Source organism: Bacillus sp. FSL R5-0654 (assembly GCF_038008745.1).
GTDB classification, from domain to species: Bacteria; Bacillota; Bacilli; order Bacillales; family Bacillaceae; genus Bacillus; species Bacillus safensis.
Genome location: NZ_JBBOZV010000001.1, coordinates 1,562,357 through 1,582,858, shown reverse-complemented (window position 1 = coordinate 1,582,858; position 20,502 = coordinate 1,562,357). Strand labels below are relative to the sequence as shown.

The following is a 20,502-nucleotide window of genomic DNA, read 5'->3' as shown; positions in this document are numbered from 1 at the left end:
AAAAAGAGCCTGTTACAGGTAACAAGCTCTTTCCTTTGATATCATTATCGTCTGATTTCTTTGATACGAGCCGCTTTACCGCGAAGTTCACGTAGGTAGTAAAGTTTCGCACGACGTACCTTACCGTGACGTACAACTTCGATCTTAGCGATTTTTGGTGTGTGTACAGGGAATGTACGCTCAACGCCTACACCGTAAGAGATCTTACGAACTGTGAAAGTTTCGCTGATTCCACCACCACGACGCTTAATTACAACACCTTCAAAGATCTGGATACGCTCACGAGTACCCTCGACAACTTTAACGTGTACACGTAAAGTGTCACCAGGACGGAACGCAGGAAGATCAGTGCGTAATTGTTCTTTTGTGATTTCTTCAATCAAATGTTGCATCGTTTTCAACTCCTTCCAACAGATGCTCATGTCCTCTTTCTTCATTGCAGCGGAACATCGTTTTCAAACTTGGATCAGCAAGCCGTCCAAGTCACAAGTAGTATCATACCATACCTCTATGCCGTGTGCAATACAATCTAGTCATTATGAAGCTGCCAAAGCCATCTTTTTTCTTCATCCGTTAATGTTTTGCAAGAATCGATCAAATCTGGTCTTCTTGTATAGGTTCGCTTCAAGGATTCTTTGCGCCGCCACTCTTCTATTTTGGCATGATTTCCAGAGAGAAGCACATCCGGCACTTTTAGTCCTTTATAATCCGCTGGCCTTGTATAGTGCGGGTGCTCAAGCAGACCTGTACTGAATGAATCTTCGATGTGAGACGCTTCTTTTCCAAGCACATGAGGCAAAAGCCTGACCACACTGTCTGCAATCATCATCGCTGGCAGCTCTCCGCCTGTGAGGACGAAATCTCCGATTGAAATCTCATCTGTGACAAGATGCTCCCTGATGCGCTCATCGTAGCCTTCATAGTGGCCGCAAATGAACATAAGATGCTCTTCTTTTGCAAGTTCTTCTGCCTTCTTTTGTGTATATCTTTCCCCTTGAGGACAGACAAGAATGATTCGGGGTTTCGTGCTTGCTTTCTTCGTTAAATCTTCTACCGCATCAAATACGGGCTGCGCTTTCAGTACCATACCAGCACCGCCGCCATACGGATAGTCATCCACTGTTTTATGCTTATGATCCGAATACTCTCTAAAATTGACGACTTGAAATGAGACAGCTTCTTTCTCCTGTGCTTTTTTTAAGATCGATGAGTGAAGCACACCTTCGAACATTTCAGGAAAAAGGGTTAAGAAATCGATTTTCATTCGTCAATAAGTCCTTCCATCACTTCAATGTGTACGGTTTTGGATGAGATATCGATCTTTTTGACGACAGATGGTATATATGGAATGAGGGCATCTTTTTTGCCTTTTCTTCCAACCACCCACACATCATTTGCCCCTGGCGTAAGGATTTCTTTGATTTGGCCGATCAGCTTGTCCTCTTCATCGTATACTTCACAGCCAATGATTTGGTGGAAATAAAATTCTCCTTCGTCTAATGACCCAAGATGTTCTTTTTCTACCTTTAAGATTGATTCTTTCAAATGCTCTGCTTCATTTAATGAGCTGATTTCTTCAAATGTGATCAAATCAAACTGTTTGTGCTGGCGATGTGATGCGACAGTCACTTTCAGCGGCTCGCTTTGACCTTGCTTAAAAATATAGAGGACGCTTCCCTTTTTGTAGCGCTCTTCTGGGAAATCCGTCTTTGACACGACGCGTACTTCTCCGCGCACTCCGTGTGTATTGACGATCTTTCCAACATTCAACCATTCTAGCTCCATGTTCTCAATCACCCCTGACGTATTTCCACAATGGTGCCGTCTTTCACGACGATGACATTGTCTTGCATCTTGTCATCCCATTTATCACCTATTTTTACTTCAACCAATGCATCCACTTCTGTTTCTTTCATTTCACTTCCAAGCGGCAAAATATGCAGCTGCTCTACTTGAAAATCAATTTGCCGGATCTTCTCTTGCCTTTTATCGATCGCTTTTTGAAATTGAGGGATGGCTTCTTGCTGATGTGGTTCTTTTTCATGTTTTTTTAGTTGAAAATATAGTTGATTGCATTCACGTTCTAGTCTTTCTTTTTTCTCCAAAAAAGTCGTTAACAGTTTGTCCTTACTGCTTTCAGTTAATACTTGCATCACGGTGACATGTTGAATGATCTGCATCTTCCTTTTTGTCCCCCTATCCGAAGGCATTTGTCCTCTACAGTATAACGAAAAATAGATTTAAACGTGTAAAAAAAGGGGAGGTCCTAAGCCCTCTCCCTTTTTAGTCAGCAATCTCAAGTTGAACTTTCTTAGAAGACTCTGCACTTGCTGCAAAAATGACTGTTCGTATCGCTTTTGCTGTACGTCCCTGCTTTCCGATCACTTTTCCGGTATCTTCAGCATTGACAGACAGTGTGTAAATCACCTGCTCATCTTTTTCTAATGAAGATACGTGAATATCTTCAGGGAAATCAACAAGTGGCTCGACGATGGACACAATCAATTCTTCCAAGGACAGCTCATTCATTATTTGCTGTTTTTCGCATTATGAAATTTTTCAAGAATTCCTTGGCTTGAGAAAAGGTTGCGAACTGTATCAGATGGTTTCGCACCATTTTGAAGCCATTTAAGCGCTAATTCTTCGTTGATTTTCACCTCAGCTGGTGATACCACTGGGTTGTAAGTTCCAACTGTTTCGATGAAACGACCGTCACGTGGTGAACGAGAATCTGCTACAACAATACGATAGAAAGGAGATTTTTTTGCTCCCATACGTTTTAAACGAATTTTTACTGCCATTTTACTAGCACCTCCGAAAATATTTCAACAAGATAGTATATTAACAATGATAAAAGGGTTTGTAAAGTGTTTTTTCTTAACAACGGTTTTATCATGTATAACCAATTACATAAATGGTAATTTAAAGCCCTTTTTCTTTCCTTTGGACATGTTGGTCATTTGCTTCATCATCTTTTTCATTTCATCAAATTGCTTTAAAAGGCGATTGACTTCCTGTACAGATGTTCCGCTTCCTTTTGCAATCCGTTTTCTTCGGCTTGCATTGATGACCTCTGGCTGTTCTTTTTCCTGAGTCGTCATTGATTTAATGATCGCTTCGATGTGATTGAGCTGCTTTTCGTCTACTTGGACGTTTTTGAGCCCTTTCATTTTACCGGCTCCCGGCATCATTTGGATCAGTTCATCAAGAGGACCCATATTCCGAACTTGGCCAAGCTGCTCGAGGAAATCATCGAGCGTGAAGCTCATTGTCCGCATTTTTTGCTCAAGCTCTTTCGCTTTATCTTGGTCGACGTTTGCCTGTGCTTTTTCAATCAGCGTGAGCACATCTCCCATGCCAAGAATTCTTGATGCCATCCGCTCCGGATGGAATGGTTCAATCGCATCAAGCTTTTCTCCTAGTGCAGCGAATTTAATCGGCGTGTTGGTGACAGCTCGAATAGAAAGTGCTGCACCGCCTCTTGTATCACCGTCTAGTTTTGTTAGAACGACACCCGTTAAACCAAGCTGTTCATTAAAGCTTTTCGCGACATTGACAGCATCTTGACCTGTCATAGAGTCAACAACTAGGAAAATTTCTTCTGGATTCGCTACTTCTTTTACTTTCTGAAGTTCATCCATTAATTCTTCATCGATATGAAGACGTCCTGCTGTATCTAAAATGACATAATCATGGTGTTCTTCTTTCGCTTTTTCAATTGCCTGTTTGGCAATTTCGACAGGGCTGACTTGATCACCTAATGAAAACACCGGCATATCAAGCTGTTTCCCGAGCGTTTGAAGCTGCTGGATTGCTGCTGGTCGGTAAATATCAGCAGCCACCATCATCGGCTTGCGATTATGTTTTTTGCGAAGTAAATTGGCAAGCTTCCCAGTTGTGGTTGTTTTACCTGCCCCTTGAAGACCAACCATCATAATGACGGTCGGAGATTTTTTCGCTACAGCGATCTTACTCTCTTCTCCGCCCATTAATTCAGTGAGTTCTTCTTTTACAACTTTAATGACCTGCTGTCCAGGGGTAAGGCTTTTCATGACCTCTTGTCCAACTGCCCGCTCACTTACCTTTTTCACAAAGTCTTTGACTACTTTAAAATTGACGTCAGCTTCAAGAAGGGCAAGGCGTACCTCGCGCATCATTTCTTTTACATCTTGTTCTGACACTTTTCCTTTGCCGCGGATTTTTGAAATCGTCTGCTGCAGTCGGTCGGCTAATCCTTCAAATGCCATACTGTGCCGCCTCCTAATCTAATTTCTCAAGCGATTCAATTAAAGCTTCTGCTTCTTCTGTTTGCGCAGAATCAGCTACAAGCTCTCTCATTTTTTTGAGAAGTTCTTTACGCTCTTTAAATTTCTTAAACAAGAGCAGCTTTTCTTCATATTGTTCAAGCATCGCTTCAGTCCGTTTAATATTATCATAAACAGCCTGCCTTGATACTTCATATTCATCCGCAATTTCACCGAGGGAAAAATCGTCTAGGTAGTAAAGCGACATGTAGCTCTTTTGCTTTGCGGTCAACAACGATTGATAGAAGTCAAACAAGTAATTCATTCTCGTTGTTTTTTCAAGCGTCATGGGCTCTCTCCCCTTTGTTAAGTTCATTCCCTTTACATCAACTAAGTTTACACGGTTCTCTTCTGAGTGTCAAGTTTTTATCTTGTCACTTCATGAAGCGGCGTATAAATAAAAATGCCAGCAGTTTCGCCGGCATTTTTTTGTTAGTCTTGTTGATCAATTACGTCTGAGAATAATCCATACACATACGATTCTGCATCAAACTCTTGCAGATCGTCCACCTTTTCACCTAAACCAACAAGCTTCACGGGAATGTTCAGCTCATTTCGAATCGCAAGAACGATCCCGCCTTTTGCAGTACCGTCAAGCTTTGTTAAAGCAATCCCTGTCACATTTGTCGCTTTAGAAAATTCCTTGGCTTGTGCCATGGCGTTTTGACCCGTTGTCGCATCAAGAGCGAGCAATACTTCATGAGGTGCATCAGGAACCTCGCGCTCAATGACTCTCTTGACCTTCTCCAGCTCTTTCATCAAGTTGACTTTGTTTTGAAGTCTTCCTGCTGTATCGCAGATGAGGACATCCGCATTTTTCGCTTTTGCTGATTGAACGGCATCATAGATCACCGCTGCTGGATCAGAGCCTGCTGTTTGTTTGACGACAGGAACACCTGAACGTTCTCCCCACACTTCAAGCTGCTCGATGGCACCGGCACGGAACGTATCACCTGCTGCTAAAATGACGGATTTCCCTTCATTTTTCAGCTTGTTTGCAAGCTTGCCGATCGTCGTTGTTTTCCCAACACCGTTGACGCCTACAAATAAAATGATATTCAAACGCCCGTCTTCAATGTTCAGCGCAGAGATTTGTTCCTCTCCGCTATTGTAGATATCAACCAGTTTTTCAGAAATGACCGCTTGTACTTCGCTTGGGTCTTGAATGTTTCTTAATTTCACTTCTTTTTTCAGCTCATCAATCAGTTCCATCACAGTTGTGAAACCGACATCAGCGCCGATCAGAACCTCTTCCAGCTCTTCAAAAAAGTCTTCGTCGACTTTGCGGTAGCGGGAAATCAGTTCATTTACTTTTCCTTGGAAGGAGTTTCTCGTTTTTTCGAGTCCATCTTTAAACTTTTCTGATACTGAATCGGTTTGCTGCGTAAATTTTTCTTTTAATTTCTTAAAAAAGCTCATTGGTTCAAAAACCTCCTTTAATTACTGGACAAGCTCTTTCGTTTCTTCTAGTTTGACAGATACAAGCTTAGAAACACCTGATTCCTGCATGGTCACGCCGTAGAGCACATCGGCTTCTTCCATTGTTCCCTTGCGGTGCGTAATGACAATGAACTGTGTTTCCTGGCTGTATTTCTTTAAATATTGCGCAAAACGGAAAACATTTGCTTCATCAAGTGCCGCTTCTACCTCATCTAACACGCAGAATGGAACAGGTCTCACTTTTAAAATAGAGAATAGTAAAGCGATCGCTGTTAAGGCTCTCTCTCCGCCTGAAAGAAGGCTTAAGTTTTGCAGTTTTTTCCCTGGCGGCTGCGCGACAATATCAACGCCAGAGTTGAGTAAATCATTTGGATCTGTCAGCTTAAGATCTGCTCTCCCACCGCCAAATAATGCTTGGAAAACAGATTCAAAATGCCCGCGGATTTGAGAGAATGTCTCAGAGAAACGCTTTGTCATCTCTTGATCCATTTCTTCGATGACTTGGAATAATGTATTTTTTGCTTCTGTCAGATCATTTCGCTGTTCTGTTAAGAAGAGATAGCGTTCATTCACACGTTCATACTCGTCAATGCTGCCTAAGTTCACTGTTCCAAGCTCTTCAATCGCTAGTTTGATCAGCTTCACTCGTTTTCTTGCTTCATCTGGCGATAACGTCAACTGATACATCTCTTTTGCTCCTTCAAATGAAAGAGCATATTCATCGTTCAAATAAGCGATCAGGTTATCGAGCTCGACTTCCATACGGCCAAGCTTAATCTCTTCATCTTTTAAGCTTGTGGTGAGCTGCTTATACAAACGTTTTTGTTCTTTAAGCTCACGTTCAGCGAATTCTAATGTTTCAGAAAGAGCGAGACGCTGCTTACGACGCTCTGAAATGAGGGCGGTTGTTTTGTTTTTGTTTTCCAGCTTCTCTTTCGCCGCTTCTTCCAGCTGTTCGGCTCCGCTTGAACTAGATGACATTTCACTTGTTAAGAGTGACAGATCTTCTTTTGTTTCCATCAGCGTCTGTTCAGCCTCTTCTAATTCAGCCATTAAGCTCGAAAGCTTTTCTTGTTCATTCGCTAAGGACTGCTCTTTTTTGGCAAGCGAGATTTTCAGCTCTGTTAATTCAGCTGAAATGGTTTCCTTCGTTGAGCTTTGCGTCTGCTTACGCTTTGTTAATGTATTGATTTCTTGATCAAGAGCCGTCAGTTTCTCACCTATAGAGGCTTCTAGAGCGACCTGCTTTTTGTCCTTATCCGCGAGTTCAGTAGAACGCTGCTGCAATTCTTCTTTTTCTTGATCATAGAGCTCAAGATGAGCATTGATATTTTTTTCTGCAACTTGCAGTTCGTATAGCTTCCCTTTGAGATCTTGCTGCTTTTCACGAAGCGTTTCGCCGCGCTGACGCAGTTCGTTTAATTGGCCTTCGTTAGCTCCGATCAATTGCTTTGTTTCTTTTGTTTCTTTTTCAAGGATCGTTGTTTTCTCTTCCATTTCAACGAGTTGCTTTGTTAACGTTTCGATCTCCCGGTTTCTTGAAAGAAGAGAGTTGTTCTTTTTCTTTACGCCGCCACCAGTCATTGAACCGCCGGGGTTTACGACATCTCCATCAAGGGTCACGATGCGGTAACGATGTCCAAGCATTTTCGCCAGTTCATTGGCGCCTTTTAAGTCTCTAACGATCAGCACAGTTCCAAGCAAATTCTGCATCACCTTTTGATACTTTTCGTCAAAAGAAACGAGGTGACTCGCTACGCCGATAAATGCACCGTGCTGCTCTGCTGTTTGAACATCTCTGAGCTGAATTGTTCTTTCTTTGATCACGTTCATTGGCAGGAAGGTTGCACGTCCAAAGGAGTGCTGCTTTAAGTAACCAATCGCTTGTCTCGCAGCTGCTTCATTTTCTGTAACGACGTGCTGCGTCGCTGCACCTAGCGCAATTTCAATCGCTGTCTCATACTGCTGATCCGTTTGAATCAGCTCTGCAATGGCACCATGAATACCGCCTAACCGTTCTTTTGCCTTTAAGACCTCTTTCACTCCTTGGAAAAAACCTGAGAAGTCTTCCTGCATGGATTCAAGCATTTCTTTTTTGGATTTTGCCTGCTGTACGTATTGATAGGCTTGGTAAAGAGCCGTTTCTTTTTTCTCGTATTGACGCTTTATTTGCTCAAGCTTTTGTTCTGCTTCTCTAAAGCGTTTGACTTGAGCCAGAATGTCTTCTTCCAGTGCTGAAAGCTGCTGCTCAGCTTCTGTTTTCTTTTCTTTAACAGACACCCGTTCTTCGATATGTTTTTGGTTATTTTGCGTCAGCCGCTCTAGCTGCATCGCTGCTTGGCGCTGCTGTTCTTCTAGTAATTTACGTTCATTACGGATGGAAGCCTGTTCATTGAGCAGATCAAAATAATCGCTTTTCAGCTGTTCAATTTGACCTTCCACATCTTCACTATGAAGCGACAGTTGATGCTGCTTTGTTTTCACTTCATCTTTTAGCTGGTGCACTTCTTTTTGCAGGCTGTCCCGAGTGATTTTCTGCTGCTCAATCTTTTCGGTTAACAGCGACTGCTTTTCAGTTAAACGAATGAGCGTTTCTTCAAGCTGTCCTTGGTTTGCGGCCGCATTTTTTTTCCGTTCTTTTAGCACTTCTTTTTTACCTTCAAGCTTTTCTAATTCTTCACTTGTGAAAAGAAGAACTTCTTGCAGGTCATTAATTGATTCGTCAAGCGCTTGAATGCGGTCTCTAGACTCTTCAATTTTGGCTTCTTTTGCTTGGATATCTGTAGACTGCTTCATTTCATCTTGTTTGAAGCGCTCGACTGCTTCACCAAGTGTTGTCCATTTTTCATGAAGTGCTTCGATGTCATGGACAGTTAGGGCAATTTCGACATTTTCAAGCTCTTCTTTTTTTTGCAAATAGTCCTTTGCAATGGATGCTTGCATTCTTAATGGTTCTACTTGATCTTCTAGTTCATGCAGAATATCTTCTACTCGGTTTAAGTTGTCCTGCGTTTCAAACAGTTTATTTTCGGCTTTTTTCTTTCTTGTTTTATATTTTAAAACGCCAGCCGCTTCTTCAAAAATACTTCTTCTCTCTTCTGCCTTGCTTGATAGAATTTCCTCTACCTTTCCTTGGCTGATGATTGAAAAAGCTTCCTTTCCAAGACCTGAATCCATGAAAAGATCAATAATATCCTTTAAGCGGACAGATTGATTGTTTATGAGAAATTCACTTTCGCCTGAACGATAAACCCTTCTTGTCACACTGACTTCATGAAAATCGATCGGTAAAAAGTGATCTTCGTTATCTAACGTTAAAGTCACCTCTGCTAGATTGACTCTTTTTCTTGAGTCACTTCCTGCAAAAATGATATCTTCCATTTTTCCTCCGCGGAGGCTTTTCGCTGATTGTTCTCCAAGTACCCAGCGGATGGCATCGGTAATATTACTTTTGCCGCTTCCGTTTGGTCCAACAACAGCTGTGACCCCTTTAACAAAGTCCACGGTCACTCGCTGTGCAAATGATTTGAATCCTATCACGTCTAAACGTTTGAGGAACATGAGAGTGATCCTCCTTATGTATTTAAAGTACTATCATCTTACCATATGAAGTGAAAAAAGATGATGGAAAACAGAGTGAAATCCCCCTGAATAACGAGGGGGATTTTATTGGTTCATATGATGTTTCTGCAATTTAGCAAGTGCTTCCTGTGCAGCGTGCTGTTCTGCTTCTTTTTTAGAGCGTCCATTTCCAATTCCGAGCACTTCACCTCGAAGGGATACATTTGCTTCAAATTCCCGGTTGTGTGCAGGCCCTTTTTCATGCAGGATACGGTATTCAAGCACACCTTTTCCATCGCGCTGTACAAATTCTTGCAGCTGGCTTTTAAAGTCCATGACGTGCGAGAATGCTCCATCGTTAATTTTCGGATAAACGTACGCTTCTAGGAACCGTTCAACCGGCTCAAGTCCTTGATCTAAATAAAGTGCACCGATAAACGCCTCGAATACGTCCGCTAAGAGTGCTGGGCGTTTTCTGCCGCCTGTCATTTCTTCGCCTTTTCCTAAAAGAACAAGGTCACCGAAGGACAGCTCGTGTGCCAGTGATACAAGTGACGGTTCACATACGATCGCCGCTCTTAGTTTCGTTAAATCTCCCTCGCTCATCGCTGGATATTTTGCAAATAAGAATTGAGAAATGGTCAATTCTAAAACAGCATCTCCTAAAAATTCAAGTCTTTCATTATCCTCGTATGGCTTTTTCCGGTGTTCATTCACATAAGAGGAATGGGTAAAGGCTTGATATAGAAGCTTTTCATTTTTAAAGTGTACAGAAATGCGCTGCTGGAATTCTCTAAATTGCTCTAGTTTTTTGCTCTGTTTCTGTTTGTCTTTATATTGTTTTGGCATAGCAACCTCCAGGTAGGCGTAATCGCCTTTAAGGATACTGATTATATGGAGTCTCTCTTTCTACATGCAGGGAAACATTGCTCCCAGCATCTGAAAAAGGCTGACAATTGATCAGCTGAATGTGTTGAAACTAACATAAATTTTCAAAGTCCCGTCGAAAGTAGACGGGACTTTGTTACGCTTATTGCTGGCTATTTATGTAGTTCACAGCGTCACCGACTGTTGCAATTTTTTCAGCATCTTCGTCAGAAATTTCCATATCGAACTCATCTTCAAGTTCCATAACTAGCTCAACTACATCAAGGGAATCAGCGCCTAAATCTTCTTTAAATGAAGCTTCCATTTTCACGTCAGCCTCATCAACGCCAAGGCGGTCTACAATAATTTTTGATACACGCTCTAATACGTCTGCCATTGCCTTTCACCTCCCCTCAAAGTATTATAGTTGAATTGTTTTTAAAAAACTAGAGAAAACCTAATGAAATTTTGATATTTCTTAGGACATGACCATTCCGCCATCTACTTGGATGGTTTGGCCTGTAATATAACCTGCTCCTTCTGAAGCTAAAAAGACAACGACGTTGCTAATATCTTCAGGTGCACCAAAGCGTGCGAGCGGAATTTGCTTGAGCATTTCCGTCTGTACATTTTCATCAAGCTTGTCTGTCATATCTGTTGAAATAAAGCCTGGTGCTACTGCATTAACAGTAATATGACGGGTTGCCAGCTCTTTTGCTGTTGTTTTCGTTAATCCGATGACACCAGCTTTTGCTGCAACATAGTTTGCTTGTCCAGGGTTACCACACACACCAACGACTGAAGCCAAATTGATGATTCTTCCGCTTCTTTGCTTCATCATTTGACGTGTCACGGCTTTTGTACAGTTAAAGACACCTTTTAAGTTTATGTTAATGACATCATCCCATTCATTCTCTTTCATTCTCATGAGCAGGTTGTCCTTTGTGATCCCTGCATTATTCACAAGAATGTCAATTGAACCAAAGGTATCAATTGCTTGTTTCATCATGGATTGTACTTCTTCAGCATTTGAGACATCAGCTTTCACAGCAAATGCCTGCTGGCCGAGTGCTTTGATTTCATCTACGACTTCATTTGCTTTTGCTTCGTTTCCAGAATAGTTCACGACAACATTTGCACCACTTTTCGCTAGATCGATCGCGATGGAACGACCAATCCCGCGTGATGCTCCTGTTACAACGGCTGTTTTATTTGTAAGCATCAAGAATCCCCCTTGAGTGTTTGAATGGCTGCTTCAATTGTTTCTTGATCTGAAACGGAAATCGTCGTCAGACGGCGATTCACTTTTTTCACAAGACCTGAAAGCACTTTGCCAGGACCAATTTCAATAAATGTTGTCACACCTAAATCAATGAGGCGTTCCACACTTTCTTCAAAACGAACTGGAGAATACAGTTGTTCAATGAGCTTTGTCTCAATTTCATCACGAGAAGTTACGATGTCTGCTGTTACGTTTGAGATGACCGGAGTTTTCGCATCTGCAATGTCCAGCTTTGACAAAACATCTGTAAATTTTTCAGCGGCTGGTTTCATTAATGCAGAATGGAAAGGTCCGCTTACTTCAAGGGCAATTGCACGTTTTGCGCCTTTTTCTTTCGCTTTCTCTGAAGCAAATTCTACTCCTTTTGCTGTACCAGAGATCACGATTTGACCAGGACAGTTTAAGTTAGCGAGCTCTACAAGGTGACCGCTCTCTGTCACTTCTTTTGTCACTTCTTCAAGTGCCGCTTTGTCTAAGCCAAGAATTGCTGCCATGGCGCCTTCTCCTGCTGGAACAGCTTCATTCATTAATTCTCCGCGCTTTCTGACTGCATAAACAGCATCTTTAAACGAAAGTGCGCCTGCTGCAACAAGGGCAGTGTATTCACCAAGACTGTGTCCTGCTGCATAATCTGCTTTGATTCCGCTCTCTTCAAATTTCTTTAAGATGGCGATACTTGTCGTTAAAAGAGCTGGCTGCGCGTTAAAGGTGAGCGTCAGTTCTTCTGTATCCCCTTCAAAAATCATAGAAGATAAGTCAAACCCGAGGGTATTGTCTGCTTCTTCAAAAACAGCTTTAGATACTGCTTCTTGGTCAAATAAATCTTTTCCCATGCCAATTTTTTGAGAGCCTTGGCCTGGGAATAAAAATGCAATTTTAGTCATGCTGCTTTACCTCCAATTAAGACTCTTTCGTCGTTTCTTTTTGGACTTCTTGATGAATGATAGCTGAAACATCTTTTTCTACGATATCACGGGCCTGACGAATTGCATGGAAAATGGCATTTTCATCAGAAGAGCCGTGCGCTTTAATAACAGGTGCCTTTAAACCAAATAAAGCGGCACCGCCATATTCGGAGTAATCCATTTTAGATTTCATCTGCATTAATTTCGGCTTCATCATGCCTGCTGCAATTTTTGCTGTAAAACTGGATGTTAATGTTTCTTTCAGCATTTTAAAAACAGAAAGGGCTGTGCCTTCAATTGTTTTAAGCGCAATATTTCCAGTGAAACCATCTGTGACAACAACGTCAGCAACACCTTCTAATAAGTCACGGGACTCTACATTCCCTACGAAATTCAAGTCTGATGCTTTTAATAATTCAAAGGTTTTTTTCGTTAAATCGTTGCCTTTTTTATCTTCTGTTCCTACATTTAACAGTCCAACACGCGGATTGCTCTTTGGGAAAACACGCTCTGCGTAGATTGATCCCATCATGGCATATTGCACGAGATGTTCTGGTTTAGCATCAACGTTGGCACCAACATCTAGTAATAAGAAGCCGCTGCCATCCAGTGTTGGCAAAGTTGGGGCAAGGGCTGGTCTGTCAATACCGTCAATTCTGCCTACGATAAACAGTCCCGCTGTCATGAGGGCGCCAGTATTTCCTGCTGAGATGCAGGCACCTGCTCGTCCCTCGGATACTTCCTGCGCCATTTTCACCATAGATGAATCCTTTTTACGTCTGACTGCACGCACTGGTTCATCCGTCGGTTCAATGACTTCTTTTGCATCTAAAATTGTGATGCGGTCGTTGTTTGTTATGTATGGTTTGATTTTGTTTTCATCGCCGACAAGTGTAATCTCGATATCTGAAAATGCTGTTAAGCTTTTTTGCACACCGTCAATAATGGCTTTAGGGGCATGATCTCCCCCCATTGCATCGACTGCAATTCTCATATTACGTGCCACCTTTTACTTTTGTTTTGAGCGATACATGACGAAGTCACCTGAGAAGACAACTTCCTCACCAACATAGCTGTTTACTTCAACTACGGTTCTTCCTTTTTCTTTATCATGTGAGGCTACTTTGGCTTTAGAGACGACTCTTTCGCCTTGTTTCACCTGCCTTGTAAACCTGATATTCGCTTTTGCTGTCAAAGCCAGTTCATCGTCAATGACGGCAACTGCCAGCGAATTTGCCTGGGCGAAGAGATGATGTCCCCTGGCAATTTGGTTTCGGCTGAATACATGCTCTTTTCTCACTTCTAAAATGGAAATGGCTTGGTCATCAAGTTCTACATCAATCATTTCTCCAATCACTTCATCCAGTGGAAGTGACTTTACTTCATCCTCTAATGTCTTTTCGGCCACATGCTTAATTCTTTCGCGTAATTCAGGGATCGACAGCTCTAAACGATCAAGACGAACCGTTTGTATGCTGACACCGAATTTACTTGCCAATTCTTCATCAGTAATGAATGGAGTCGAGCTGATCGTTTGCTGGAGAAGCTTTTGACGTTCTTTTTTATTTAGTTTCATATGCAGACACCATCCGTACAATTATGACTAGGTACTAATAGTAGTATATAATCTCATAGATGATAAATCAATCCTTGTTTCAAAAAGACAAGAAAATTCCTCCAGCGTTTGATCAGCTTAATTTATCTCCTCCCAGCACACCGCTGTCTATCAGCGTTTGCCGGAGTTCTTTGTATTCGGGATCAGTCCAAAAGGCGTCCGATTGGACAAGATCTGCTGCATCTTTTCTAGCCGTTTCCAGCGCTCTATAGTCGTGAACCATATCTGCTACCTTAAATTCTGGCATCCCGCTTTGTTTTTTACCGAAGAAATCTCCGGGTCCTCTTAGTTCTAAGTCCTTTTCAGACAGCTCAAAGCCATCGGTTGTTTCGGACATGATCCGCATCCGCTCTTTCCCCGTTTCTGACTTCGGATCAGCCATTAAAATACAAAATGATTGATGCTCTCCTCGTCCGACCCGGCCTCTTAGCTGATGAAGCTGAGACAGTCCGAAGCGGTCTGCATCATAAATGACCATGATGGTTGCATTCGGTACGTTGACCCCAACTTCAACGACTGTGGTTGAAACGAGAATTTGTACTTCATTTGCGGTAAAGGCTCTCATGACCTGATCTTTTTCATCACTCGCCAGCTTCCCATGCATTAAGCCGATTGACCACTTGCCGCGGTATGCCTCAGTGAGCATGCTATGGACATCAAGCGCATTTTGCACATCCAGCTTGTCTGATTCTTCAATGAGCGGACAAATAATATATGCCTGTCTGCCTTTTCTCAGCTCTTTATCCACAAAAGCAAGAATTCTCTCAAGCATGTCATGCTTCACCCAATACGTTTCGATTTGTTTTCTGCCAGCTGGCAATTCATCAATGACGGATACGTCCATTTCTCCAAAGACAGTGATCGCAAGTGTTCGCGGAATAGGTGTGGCCGTCATAAATAAGACATCTGGGTCCTGCCCTTTACTTCGCAGTTTTTTCCGCTGCTCTACGCCAAACCGGTGCTGCTCATCTGTGATGACAAGACCGAGCTGCTGAAATTCGACTTCGTCTTGAATGAGTGCGTGCGTGCCGACTAATATGTCAATCTCGCCTTCTTTTAAACGTTCAAGCAATTCTCTGCGTCTTTTTCCTTTCACAGAGCTTGTCAAAAGGGCGATATTCAGCCCCCATTTTTCAAACAGCTGGTAAAGTGAATCGGCATGCTGCTCTGCCAAAATTTCTGTTGGGACCATTAATGCACCTTGAAAACCTGATAAATGAGCGGCATAAAGTGCAATGGCTGCAACAGCTGTTTTCCCTGAACCTACATCTCCTTGAAGCAGCCGGTTCATTCGATATGGAGACGCCATGTCCGACATGATTTCATCAAGTACTCTTGATTGTGCCTTCGTCAGCGGAAATGGCAGGCTGTTAACAAACTCAAAAACAGCCTCTTTGGAAAACGGATGCTGGATGCCTGATGTTCTCTCTCGTTCTTTCTTTCTAATCGCCTGCATCTTCAGCTGAAAAATGAGAAATTCCTCGTACACAAAACGGCGTCTTGCTTGCTTGAGCGAGTCTCTTGTTTCTGGAAGATGAATGGCTTTTAATGCTTCCTGATAGGACATGAGTTTATAGGCAGAGACAAGCTGCTTTGGCAATGGATCTTCAGCTTTGTCTGCATAAAGTGACAAGGCCTGCTTTACAAAGCGCCTCATCATTTTCACGGTCACATTTTCTTTTACTGAATAAACGGGCTCTATACTGCCATCTTGCTCGTGCGTGCCTTTTTTAAATTCCTGCACCATGATAGATTGACGGTTTTTATCCCATTTTCCTGTAACGGAAACTGTATCACCTAACACAAGGCTTCGTTTTAAATATGGGCGATTGAAACAAATCGCTGTAATGAGAAAACGCCCGACAAGCAGCCTGAATGTCAGCCTGCTTCGTTTTTTTCCATAATAGGTGAGAACGGGCTCACTATGTACTTTTCCTTCAACTGTGACACGTTCGTCATGTTTGACTTCTTCTAAGTTACGAAGCTCATAGTCGTCATATCGATAAGGAAAGTAGCCGAGTAAATCGGCTACTGTGTAGATTCCAAGTTCATTGAGTGTTTTTTCGGTTTCCTCTCCAATCCCCTTCAGGACAGAGACATTATCTTGCAGTTTCTGTATCACGAGATGAGGTCACACCTCCGAAAATCTTCTTTTCAAGCTCTCTTGCTGTCGGTGTCGCAGCGAGACCGCCTTGTGCAGTTTCGCGAAGAGCTGTTGGCATCGTTTGACCGATTTTGTACATCGCATCAATGACTTCATCACAAGGAATGCGGCTTGTGATGCCAGCAAGAGCCATGTCTGCTGCGATCATGGCGTTAGATGCACCCATTGCGTTTCGTTTCACGCAAGGTACCTCGACAAGTCCCGCTACTGGATCGCAAACAAGTCCAAGCATATTTTTCAGTGTAATCGCCATTGCTTCTGCAGATTGCTGCGGTGTACCGCCTGCCATCTCGACAATCGCTGCTGCCGCCATACCTGATGCAGAACCTACCTCTGCCTGACAGCCGCCTGCTGCACCGGAAATGCTCGCGTTATTCGCCACAACAAAACCAAATGCGCCAGAAGTAAATAGGAATCTGACCATTTGTTCCTTTGTTGGCTTTAATGTTTCTTTTACTGCAAATAACGTACCTGGTACAACACCTGCTGAGCCTGCTGTAGGCGTGGCACAAATGGTTCCCATTGCGGCATTGACTTCATTTGTTGCAACTGCTTTACTGACAGCATCTAATATCGTATGACCAGACAGCGTTTTGCCTGATGCGATATAGGCTTGAAGTTTGACCGCATCTCCGCCTGTTAACCCTGATAATGATTTCACACCCTTCAGCCCGTTTTCAACGGCCTGCTCCATCACTTCTAGGTTGCGGTACATCTGGGAGAAAATTTCTTCACGTGACTTCCCTGTCACTTCCATTTCTTGCACAATCATAATTTCTGAAATGGAGGTATTCCGTTCTTCTGTTAGCTGCACGAGTTCTTTGACGTTTTTAAACATCATTCATAACCTCCTTGTTGTTACTCTGCAATTTGTGTGACTTGAATAATGTTTGGCAGCGTTTCAAGCTCTGATAGGACAGCTGGGTCAATATTTTGATCCACTTCAATGGTCATCAGTGCCTCTTGCCCGACATCTTTACGCGCCACTTCCATATGACCGATGTTGATGGCGAATTTCGCTAGGACATTAGCAACTGCCGCAATCGTCCCGTAGCGATCGTTATGAACCACAAGAATGGCAGGGTGATTCCCTGAAAGCCTGAGCTCAAAGCCATTTAATTCTGTGATTTCAATTTTACCTCCGCCGATGGAAATCCCGATTAGTTCAAGGCTTCCGTTCGCATCTGAAATCTCTACTTTTGCTGTATTCGGATGCGCCGGCACCGCCTCTTCTTCTTTAAATTCAATGTCGATCTCTTTGCTTTTTGCAATATCGATCGCTGTTTTGATTCGTTCATCAAATGTATCAAAGTCAAGAACACCGCCAATAATGGCGACATCTGTACCGTGTCCTTTATACGTATCTTTAAAAGAACCATAAAATGAAACGACAATTCGTTTCGGTTCTCTTCCAAATAAGCTGCGAGCTACTCTCCCTATACGAGCCGCACCCGCTGTGTGCGAACTTGATGGCCCAATCATGACAGGTCCAATAATATCAAACACACTTCTAAATTTCATAGGTCTTCCCCTCTCATCACCACTCGCGTATGGTTTGGTTCTTTCTTTAGACTAATGGATTCATTCGTTTCCCGCAACTCATTTCACCGTGGAATGGCTAGTAAAAAATTGCAAAAGAAGAAGAAGGGCTTTATTTGCCCTTCTTTCGTTATTCAACCGCCAAAATATATGAATAAAGCGGCTGTTTTCCATCGTGGACTTCAACTTCTACATCTTCAAATGTTTCTTCAATAAAGGCTTGCAGTGCATCCAGTTCATCAGATGATGCATCTTCCCCTTTAATGATGGTGACAATCTCATCATCTTCTGTCACCATTTTGGTGAGAAGTTCTTTTGCTGCATCTAATTGATTTTTCGCTGTTAAGGTGATTTTCCCGTTGAACAGACCCATATAGTCACCTTTGGCAATGTCGATGCCATCAATTTGAGTATCTCTCACTGCAAAGGTAATTTGCCCGCTTTTCACATGGTCAATCGCTTCTAGCATCGCTCTTTCGTTGTCTTCATTTGAAGCTGCTTCATTGAGAGAAAGAAGTGCCGACATTCCTTGAGGAACGGTCTTCGTCGGAATGACAACGACCTCACGGTTTGAGACAGTTGCCGCCTGTTTAGCTGCCATGACAATATTAGAATTATTAGGTAAGATAAAGACGGTTTCGGCATGTACGCTTTCTATTGCTGTGACAATGTCTTCTGTGCTCGGATTCATCGTCTGTCCGCCTTCAATGACGACGGAAGCTCCGATGCTTTTGAACAAGTCAGCAATTCCTTCTCCCATTGCGACACTGACGACGCCAAAGCGCTGTTTTTCAGCAGCAGGTGCTTTTGGTGCAGCAGGCACATGTTCTCTTTCTTCGTTCACGATTGAGCTATGCTGCTCTCTCATGTTTTCTATTTTCATATTAATTAAGCTGCCGTAGAGCTGTGCATAGGATAAGACATCTCCTGGCTGCTCTGCATGAATATGAACTTTCGCCAGTGTATCGTCAGACACCACAAGAAGTGAATCTCCGAATTCACTTAAGTCTTCTCTGAAGGCATTCTCATCAAAGGACTGTTTGTCTTCTTCAAATTTCACCATAAATTCAGTACAGTAGCCAAATTCGATATCTTCTGTGTTCATGTGGCTTTGCGCACTTTTATGATGCTCAGCACTAACGAGTTCTTTTAGCGTAGGTAAAGAAGCCGCTTTAGGAGGAAGCTCTTCTCCTCTTAATGAAGCAAGGAAACCTTCATATACGCATAGAAGTCCTTTACCTCCACTATCGACAACACCCACTTCTTTTAACACAGGAAGCAGATCTGGCGTTCGATCAAGTGATGCTCTTGCTTCCTCAATCGTTAACTCTAAAACGCGGTCAATTTGATCCTCTGCTGCCGAAACAGCAACCGCTTTCTTTGCTGCATCCTTTGCAACTGTTAAGATCGTTCCTTCAATCGGTTTCATCACGGCTTTATATGCTGTATCAACACCCGCCTGTAAGGCAAGAGCAAATTCTTTTGCATCAATCGTTTCTTTTTGTTCAATATGTTTACTGAAACCTCTAAAGAGCTGTGACAGGATCACGCCAGAGTTTCCTCTTGCGCCCATCAATAACCCTTTCGAGAGGGCCACGCCGACCTTCCCAATATGATCGGTATTTGTTTCTTCAACTGCTTTTGCCCCTGAAGTCATCGACAAATTCATATTTGTCCCCGTGTCTCCGTCTGGCACTGGAAAAACATTTAACGCATCAACAATTTGTGCGTTTTGAGAAAGATGGTGAGCACCTGCAAGAATCATTTTTGCAAATGAACGGCCATCAAGATTTCTAATAGACAATATATTTCCTCCTTACTACGGGTTCGTAACTTTTACTCCTTGTACATAAATGTTGACCGAGTCAACAGAAAGTCCAATTGTGTGAGAAATCGTGTATTTGACTTTCGTTTGAACATTATGTGCGACTTCTGATATTTTTGTACCGTAGCTGACGATGATGTACATATCAATATGAATGCGGTCTTCTTTTTGACGCACAAGAACACCCCGGCTGAAGTTCTCTTTGCGGAGAATATCCGTCAAGCCGTCCTTAATTTGATTTTTGGACGCCATGCCAACAATACCATAGCAATCGATCGCAGCGCCTCCTGCCACCATTGCAATGACTTCATTTGATATATCAATTTGTCCGTATTTCGTTCTAAGTTCAATGGACACATTGGTTCCCCCTTTTTGAGAAATTGCCCTGAGTTATCACTATTTTACTATAAGACCCTTCTTTTTAAAAGAAATCATTCAATCCGACCCAATCCTACTTATACTATAGCCTTGATTTTTTATCAAGATGTCAAGGTATTTTTCTTGAAAGAGGAGTAAACAATCCTTGCAAACCCCTTGAAGCTGTGGTAAATTATTAAAGTATCTTGAGGCATCTCTAAGTACGTATATGAAGAATATGATGATGTTTTCGCAGTTAGGAGGGAAACAAATGGCACGTAAATGCGTTATTACAGGCAGAAAAACAAAAGCTGGGAACAACCGTTCTCACGCAATGAACTCTACAAAACGTACATGGGGCGCGAACCTTCAAAAAGTTCGTATTCTAGTGGACGGTAAGCCTAAAAGAGTATATGTATCAGCTCGAGCTTTGAAATCTGGTAAAGTTGAGCGTGTATAAGCAAGAGTAAACGCCTGCTACAATAAACTGTAGCAGGCGTTTTTATGTGGAAATAAAGGAGATTACTCATTAATCTTTTTTAAATGAACCAAGCATCGCACGGACAATGCCGCCAAGAAATCTAGGCAGTTTGATTGTATAAAATTTCATTTTGTCCCCCTCCTAAAAGTACCGCTTGCAGCA

Annotated in this window: 23 protein-coding genes; 1 reads left to right on the top strand and 22 read right to left on the bottom strand. The window is 42.5% G+C overall.

Annotation, left to right across the window (positions count from 1 at the left end; translation table 11 throughout):
• Positions 1-44: 44 nt before the first annotated feature.
• The 21 genes from rplS to NSS76_RS07800 form a co-directional block, all read right to left on the bottom strand.
• The gene (rplS, locus tag NSS76_RS07900; protein ID WP_008354510.1) at positions 45-392 is read right to left on the bottom strand and encodes a 50S ribosomal protein L19; all 348 of its coding nucleotides are present in this window, start codon (positions 390-392) and stop codon (positions 45-47) included.
• A 137-nt stretch (positions 393-529) separates the two neighbouring features.
• Positions 530-1,264, bottom strand: a complete 735-nt coding sequence (gene trmD, locus NSS76_RS07895) for a tRNA (guanosine(37)-N1)-methyltransferase TrmD (protein ID WP_024424189.1) — start codon at positions 1,262-1,264, stop codon at positions 530-532.
• Positions 1,261-1,785: a ribosome maturation factor RimM gene (gene rimM, locus NSS76_RS07890; RefSeq protein ID WP_044330677.1), complete on the bottom strand. Its 525-nt coding sequence runs from the start codon at positions 1,783-1,785 to the stop codon at positions 1,261-1,263. Before rimM ends, trmD begins: the two co-directional genes overlap by 4 nt.
• A gap of 8 nt (positions 1,786-1,793) precedes the next feature.
• The gene (locus NSS76_RS07885) at positions 1,794-2,180 is read right to left on the bottom strand and encodes a YlqD family protein (protein ID WP_024424191.1); all 387 of its coding nucleotides are present in this window, start codon (positions 2,178-2,180) and stop codon (positions 1,794-1,796) included.
• Positions 2,181-2,283: 103 nt separating this feature from the next.
• On the bottom strand, positions 2,284-2,529 hold the full coding sequence (locus NSS76_RS07880; protein ID WP_024424192.1) for a KH domain-containing protein: 246 nt from the start codon (positions 2,527-2,529) through the stop codon (positions 2,284-2,286).
• Positions 2,529-2,801: a 30S ribosomal protein S16 gene (gene rpsP, locus NSS76_RS07875; RefSeq protein ID WP_008344841.1), complete on the bottom strand. Its 273-nt coding sequence runs from the start codon at positions 2,799-2,801 to the stop codon at positions 2,529-2,531. The genes NSS76_RS07880 and rpsP overlap by 1 nt, the downstream gene beginning before the upstream one ends.
• A 105-nt stretch (positions 2,802-2,906) precedes the next feature.
• On the bottom strand, positions 2,907-4,247 hold the full coding sequence (gene ffh / locus NSS76_RS07870) for a signal recognition particle protein (protein WP_024426967.1): 1,341 nt from the start codon (positions 4,245-4,247) through the stop codon (positions 2,907-2,909).
• A 13-nt stretch (positions 4,248-4,260) separates the two neighbouring features.
• Positions 4,261-4,593, bottom strand: a complete 333-nt coding sequence (locus tag NSS76_RS07865) for a putative DNA-binding protein (RefSeq protein WP_012009935.1) — start codon at positions 4,591-4,593, stop codon at positions 4,261-4,263.
• Positions 4,594-4,736: 143 nt separating this feature from the next.
• Complete coding sequence (gene ftsY / locus NSS76_RS07860) at positions 4,737-5,723, bottom strand: signal recognition particle-docking protein FtsY (protein WP_024424194.1); 987 nt, start codon at positions 5,721-5,723, stop codon at positions 4,737-4,739.
• 21 nt (positions 5,724-5,744) lie between these two features.
• Complete coding sequence (gene smc, locus NSS76_RS07855) at positions 5,745-9,305, bottom strand: chromosome segregation protein SMC (protein WP_073205163.1); 3,561 nt, start codon at positions 9,303-9,305, stop codon at positions 5,745-5,747.
• 105 nt (positions 9,306-9,410) lie between these two features.
• Positions 9,411-10,154: a ribonuclease III gene (rnc, locus tag NSS76_RS07850; RefSeq protein WP_008344850.1), complete on the bottom strand. Its 744-nt coding sequence runs from the start codon at positions 10,152-10,154 to the stop codon at positions 9,411-9,413.
• A 181-nt stretch (positions 10,155-10,335) separates the two neighbouring features.
• Positions 10,336-10,569: an acyl carrier protein gene (gene acpP, locus NSS76_RS07845; RefSeq protein WP_003212028.1), complete on the bottom strand. Its 234-nt coding sequence runs from the start codon at positions 10,567-10,569 to the stop codon at positions 10,336-10,338.
• Between the two features lie 81 nt (positions 10,570-10,650).
• Complete coding sequence (gene fabG / locus NSS76_RS07840) at positions 10,651-11,394, bottom strand: 3-oxoacyl-[acyl-carrier-protein] reductase (RefSeq protein ID WP_025092570.1); 744 nt, start codon at positions 11,392-11,394, stop codon at positions 10,651-10,653.
• Complete coding sequence (fabD, locus tag NSS76_RS07835; RefSeq protein ID WP_206533872.1) at positions 11,394-12,338, bottom strand: ACP S-malonyltransferase; 945 nt, start codon at positions 12,336-12,338, stop codon at positions 11,394-11,396. Before fabD ends, fabG begins: the two co-directional genes overlap by 1 nt.
• A gap of 16 nt (positions 12,339-12,354) precedes the next feature.
• Complete coding sequence (gene plsX, locus NSS76_RS07830) at positions 12,355-13,353, bottom strand: phosphate acyltransferase PlsX (RefSeq protein ID WP_268416264.1); 999 nt, start codon at positions 13,351-13,353, stop codon at positions 12,355-12,357.
• 15 nt (positions 13,354-13,368) lie between these two features.
• The gene (gene fapR / locus NSS76_RS07825) at positions 13,369-13,935 is read right to left on the bottom strand and encodes a transcription factor FapR (RefSeq protein ID WP_024424199.1); all 567 of its coding nucleotides are present in this window, start codon (positions 13,933-13,935) and stop codon (positions 13,369-13,371) included.
• 112 nt (positions 13,936-14,047) lie between these two features.
• A complete protein-coding gene (gene recG / locus NSS76_RS07820; protein ID WP_024426964.1) occupies positions 14,048-16,096 on the bottom strand; it encodes an ATP-dependent DNA helicase RecG in 2,049 nt (682 codons plus the stop codon).
• Positions 16,074-16,976, bottom strand: coding sequence for an L-serine ammonia-lyase, iron-sulfur-dependent, subunit alpha (gene sdaAA, locus NSS76_RS07815; protein ID WP_024424200.1), 903 nt, complete (start codon positions 16,974-16,976; stop codon positions 16,074-16,076). The genes recG and sdaAA overlap by 23 nt, the downstream gene beginning before the upstream one ends.
• Before the next feature lie 20 nt (positions 16,977-16,996).
• Positions 16,997-17,659, bottom strand: coding sequence for an L-serine ammonia-lyase, iron-sulfur-dependent subunit beta (gene sdaAB / locus NSS76_RS07810; RefSeq protein WP_024424201.1), 663 nt, complete (start codon positions 17,657-17,659; stop codon positions 16,997-16,999).
• A 148-nt stretch (positions 17,660-17,807) separates the two neighbouring features.
• Positions 17,808-19,481 carry a DAK2 domain-containing protein gene (locus NSS76_RS07805; protein WP_073205160.1) on the bottom strand — a complete coding sequence of 558 codons (1,674 nt, stop codon included), beginning with the start codon at positions 19,479-19,481 and terminating at the stop codon, positions 17,808-17,810.
• A gap of 15 nt (positions 19,482-19,496) precedes the next feature.
• Positions 19,497-19,859, bottom strand: coding sequence for an Asp23/Gls24 family envelope stress response protein (locus tag NSS76_RS07800; RefSeq protein WP_048239670.1), 363 nt, complete (start codon positions 19,857-19,859; stop codon positions 19,497-19,499).
• A 271-nt stretch (positions 19,860-20,130) separates the two neighbouring features.
• Between NSS76_RS07800 and rpmB the strand changes: the two genes are divergently transcribed.
• Positions 20,131-20,319: a 50S ribosomal protein L28 gene (rpmB, locus tag NSS76_RS07795; protein ID WP_003212514.1), complete on the top strand. Its 189-nt coding sequence runs from the start codon at positions 20,131-20,133 to the stop codon at positions 20,317-20,319.
• A 69-nt stretch (positions 20,320-20,388) separates the two neighbouring features.
• Here rpmB and spoVM read toward each other — a convergent pair whose 3' ends face one another.
• Positions 20,389-20,469, bottom strand: coding sequence for a stage V sporulation protein SpoVM (gene spoVM, locus NSS76_RS07790; RefSeq protein WP_008354550.1), 81 nt, complete (start codon positions 20,467-20,469; stop codon positions 20,389-20,391).
• Positions 20,470-20,502: the final 33 nt, after the last annotated feature.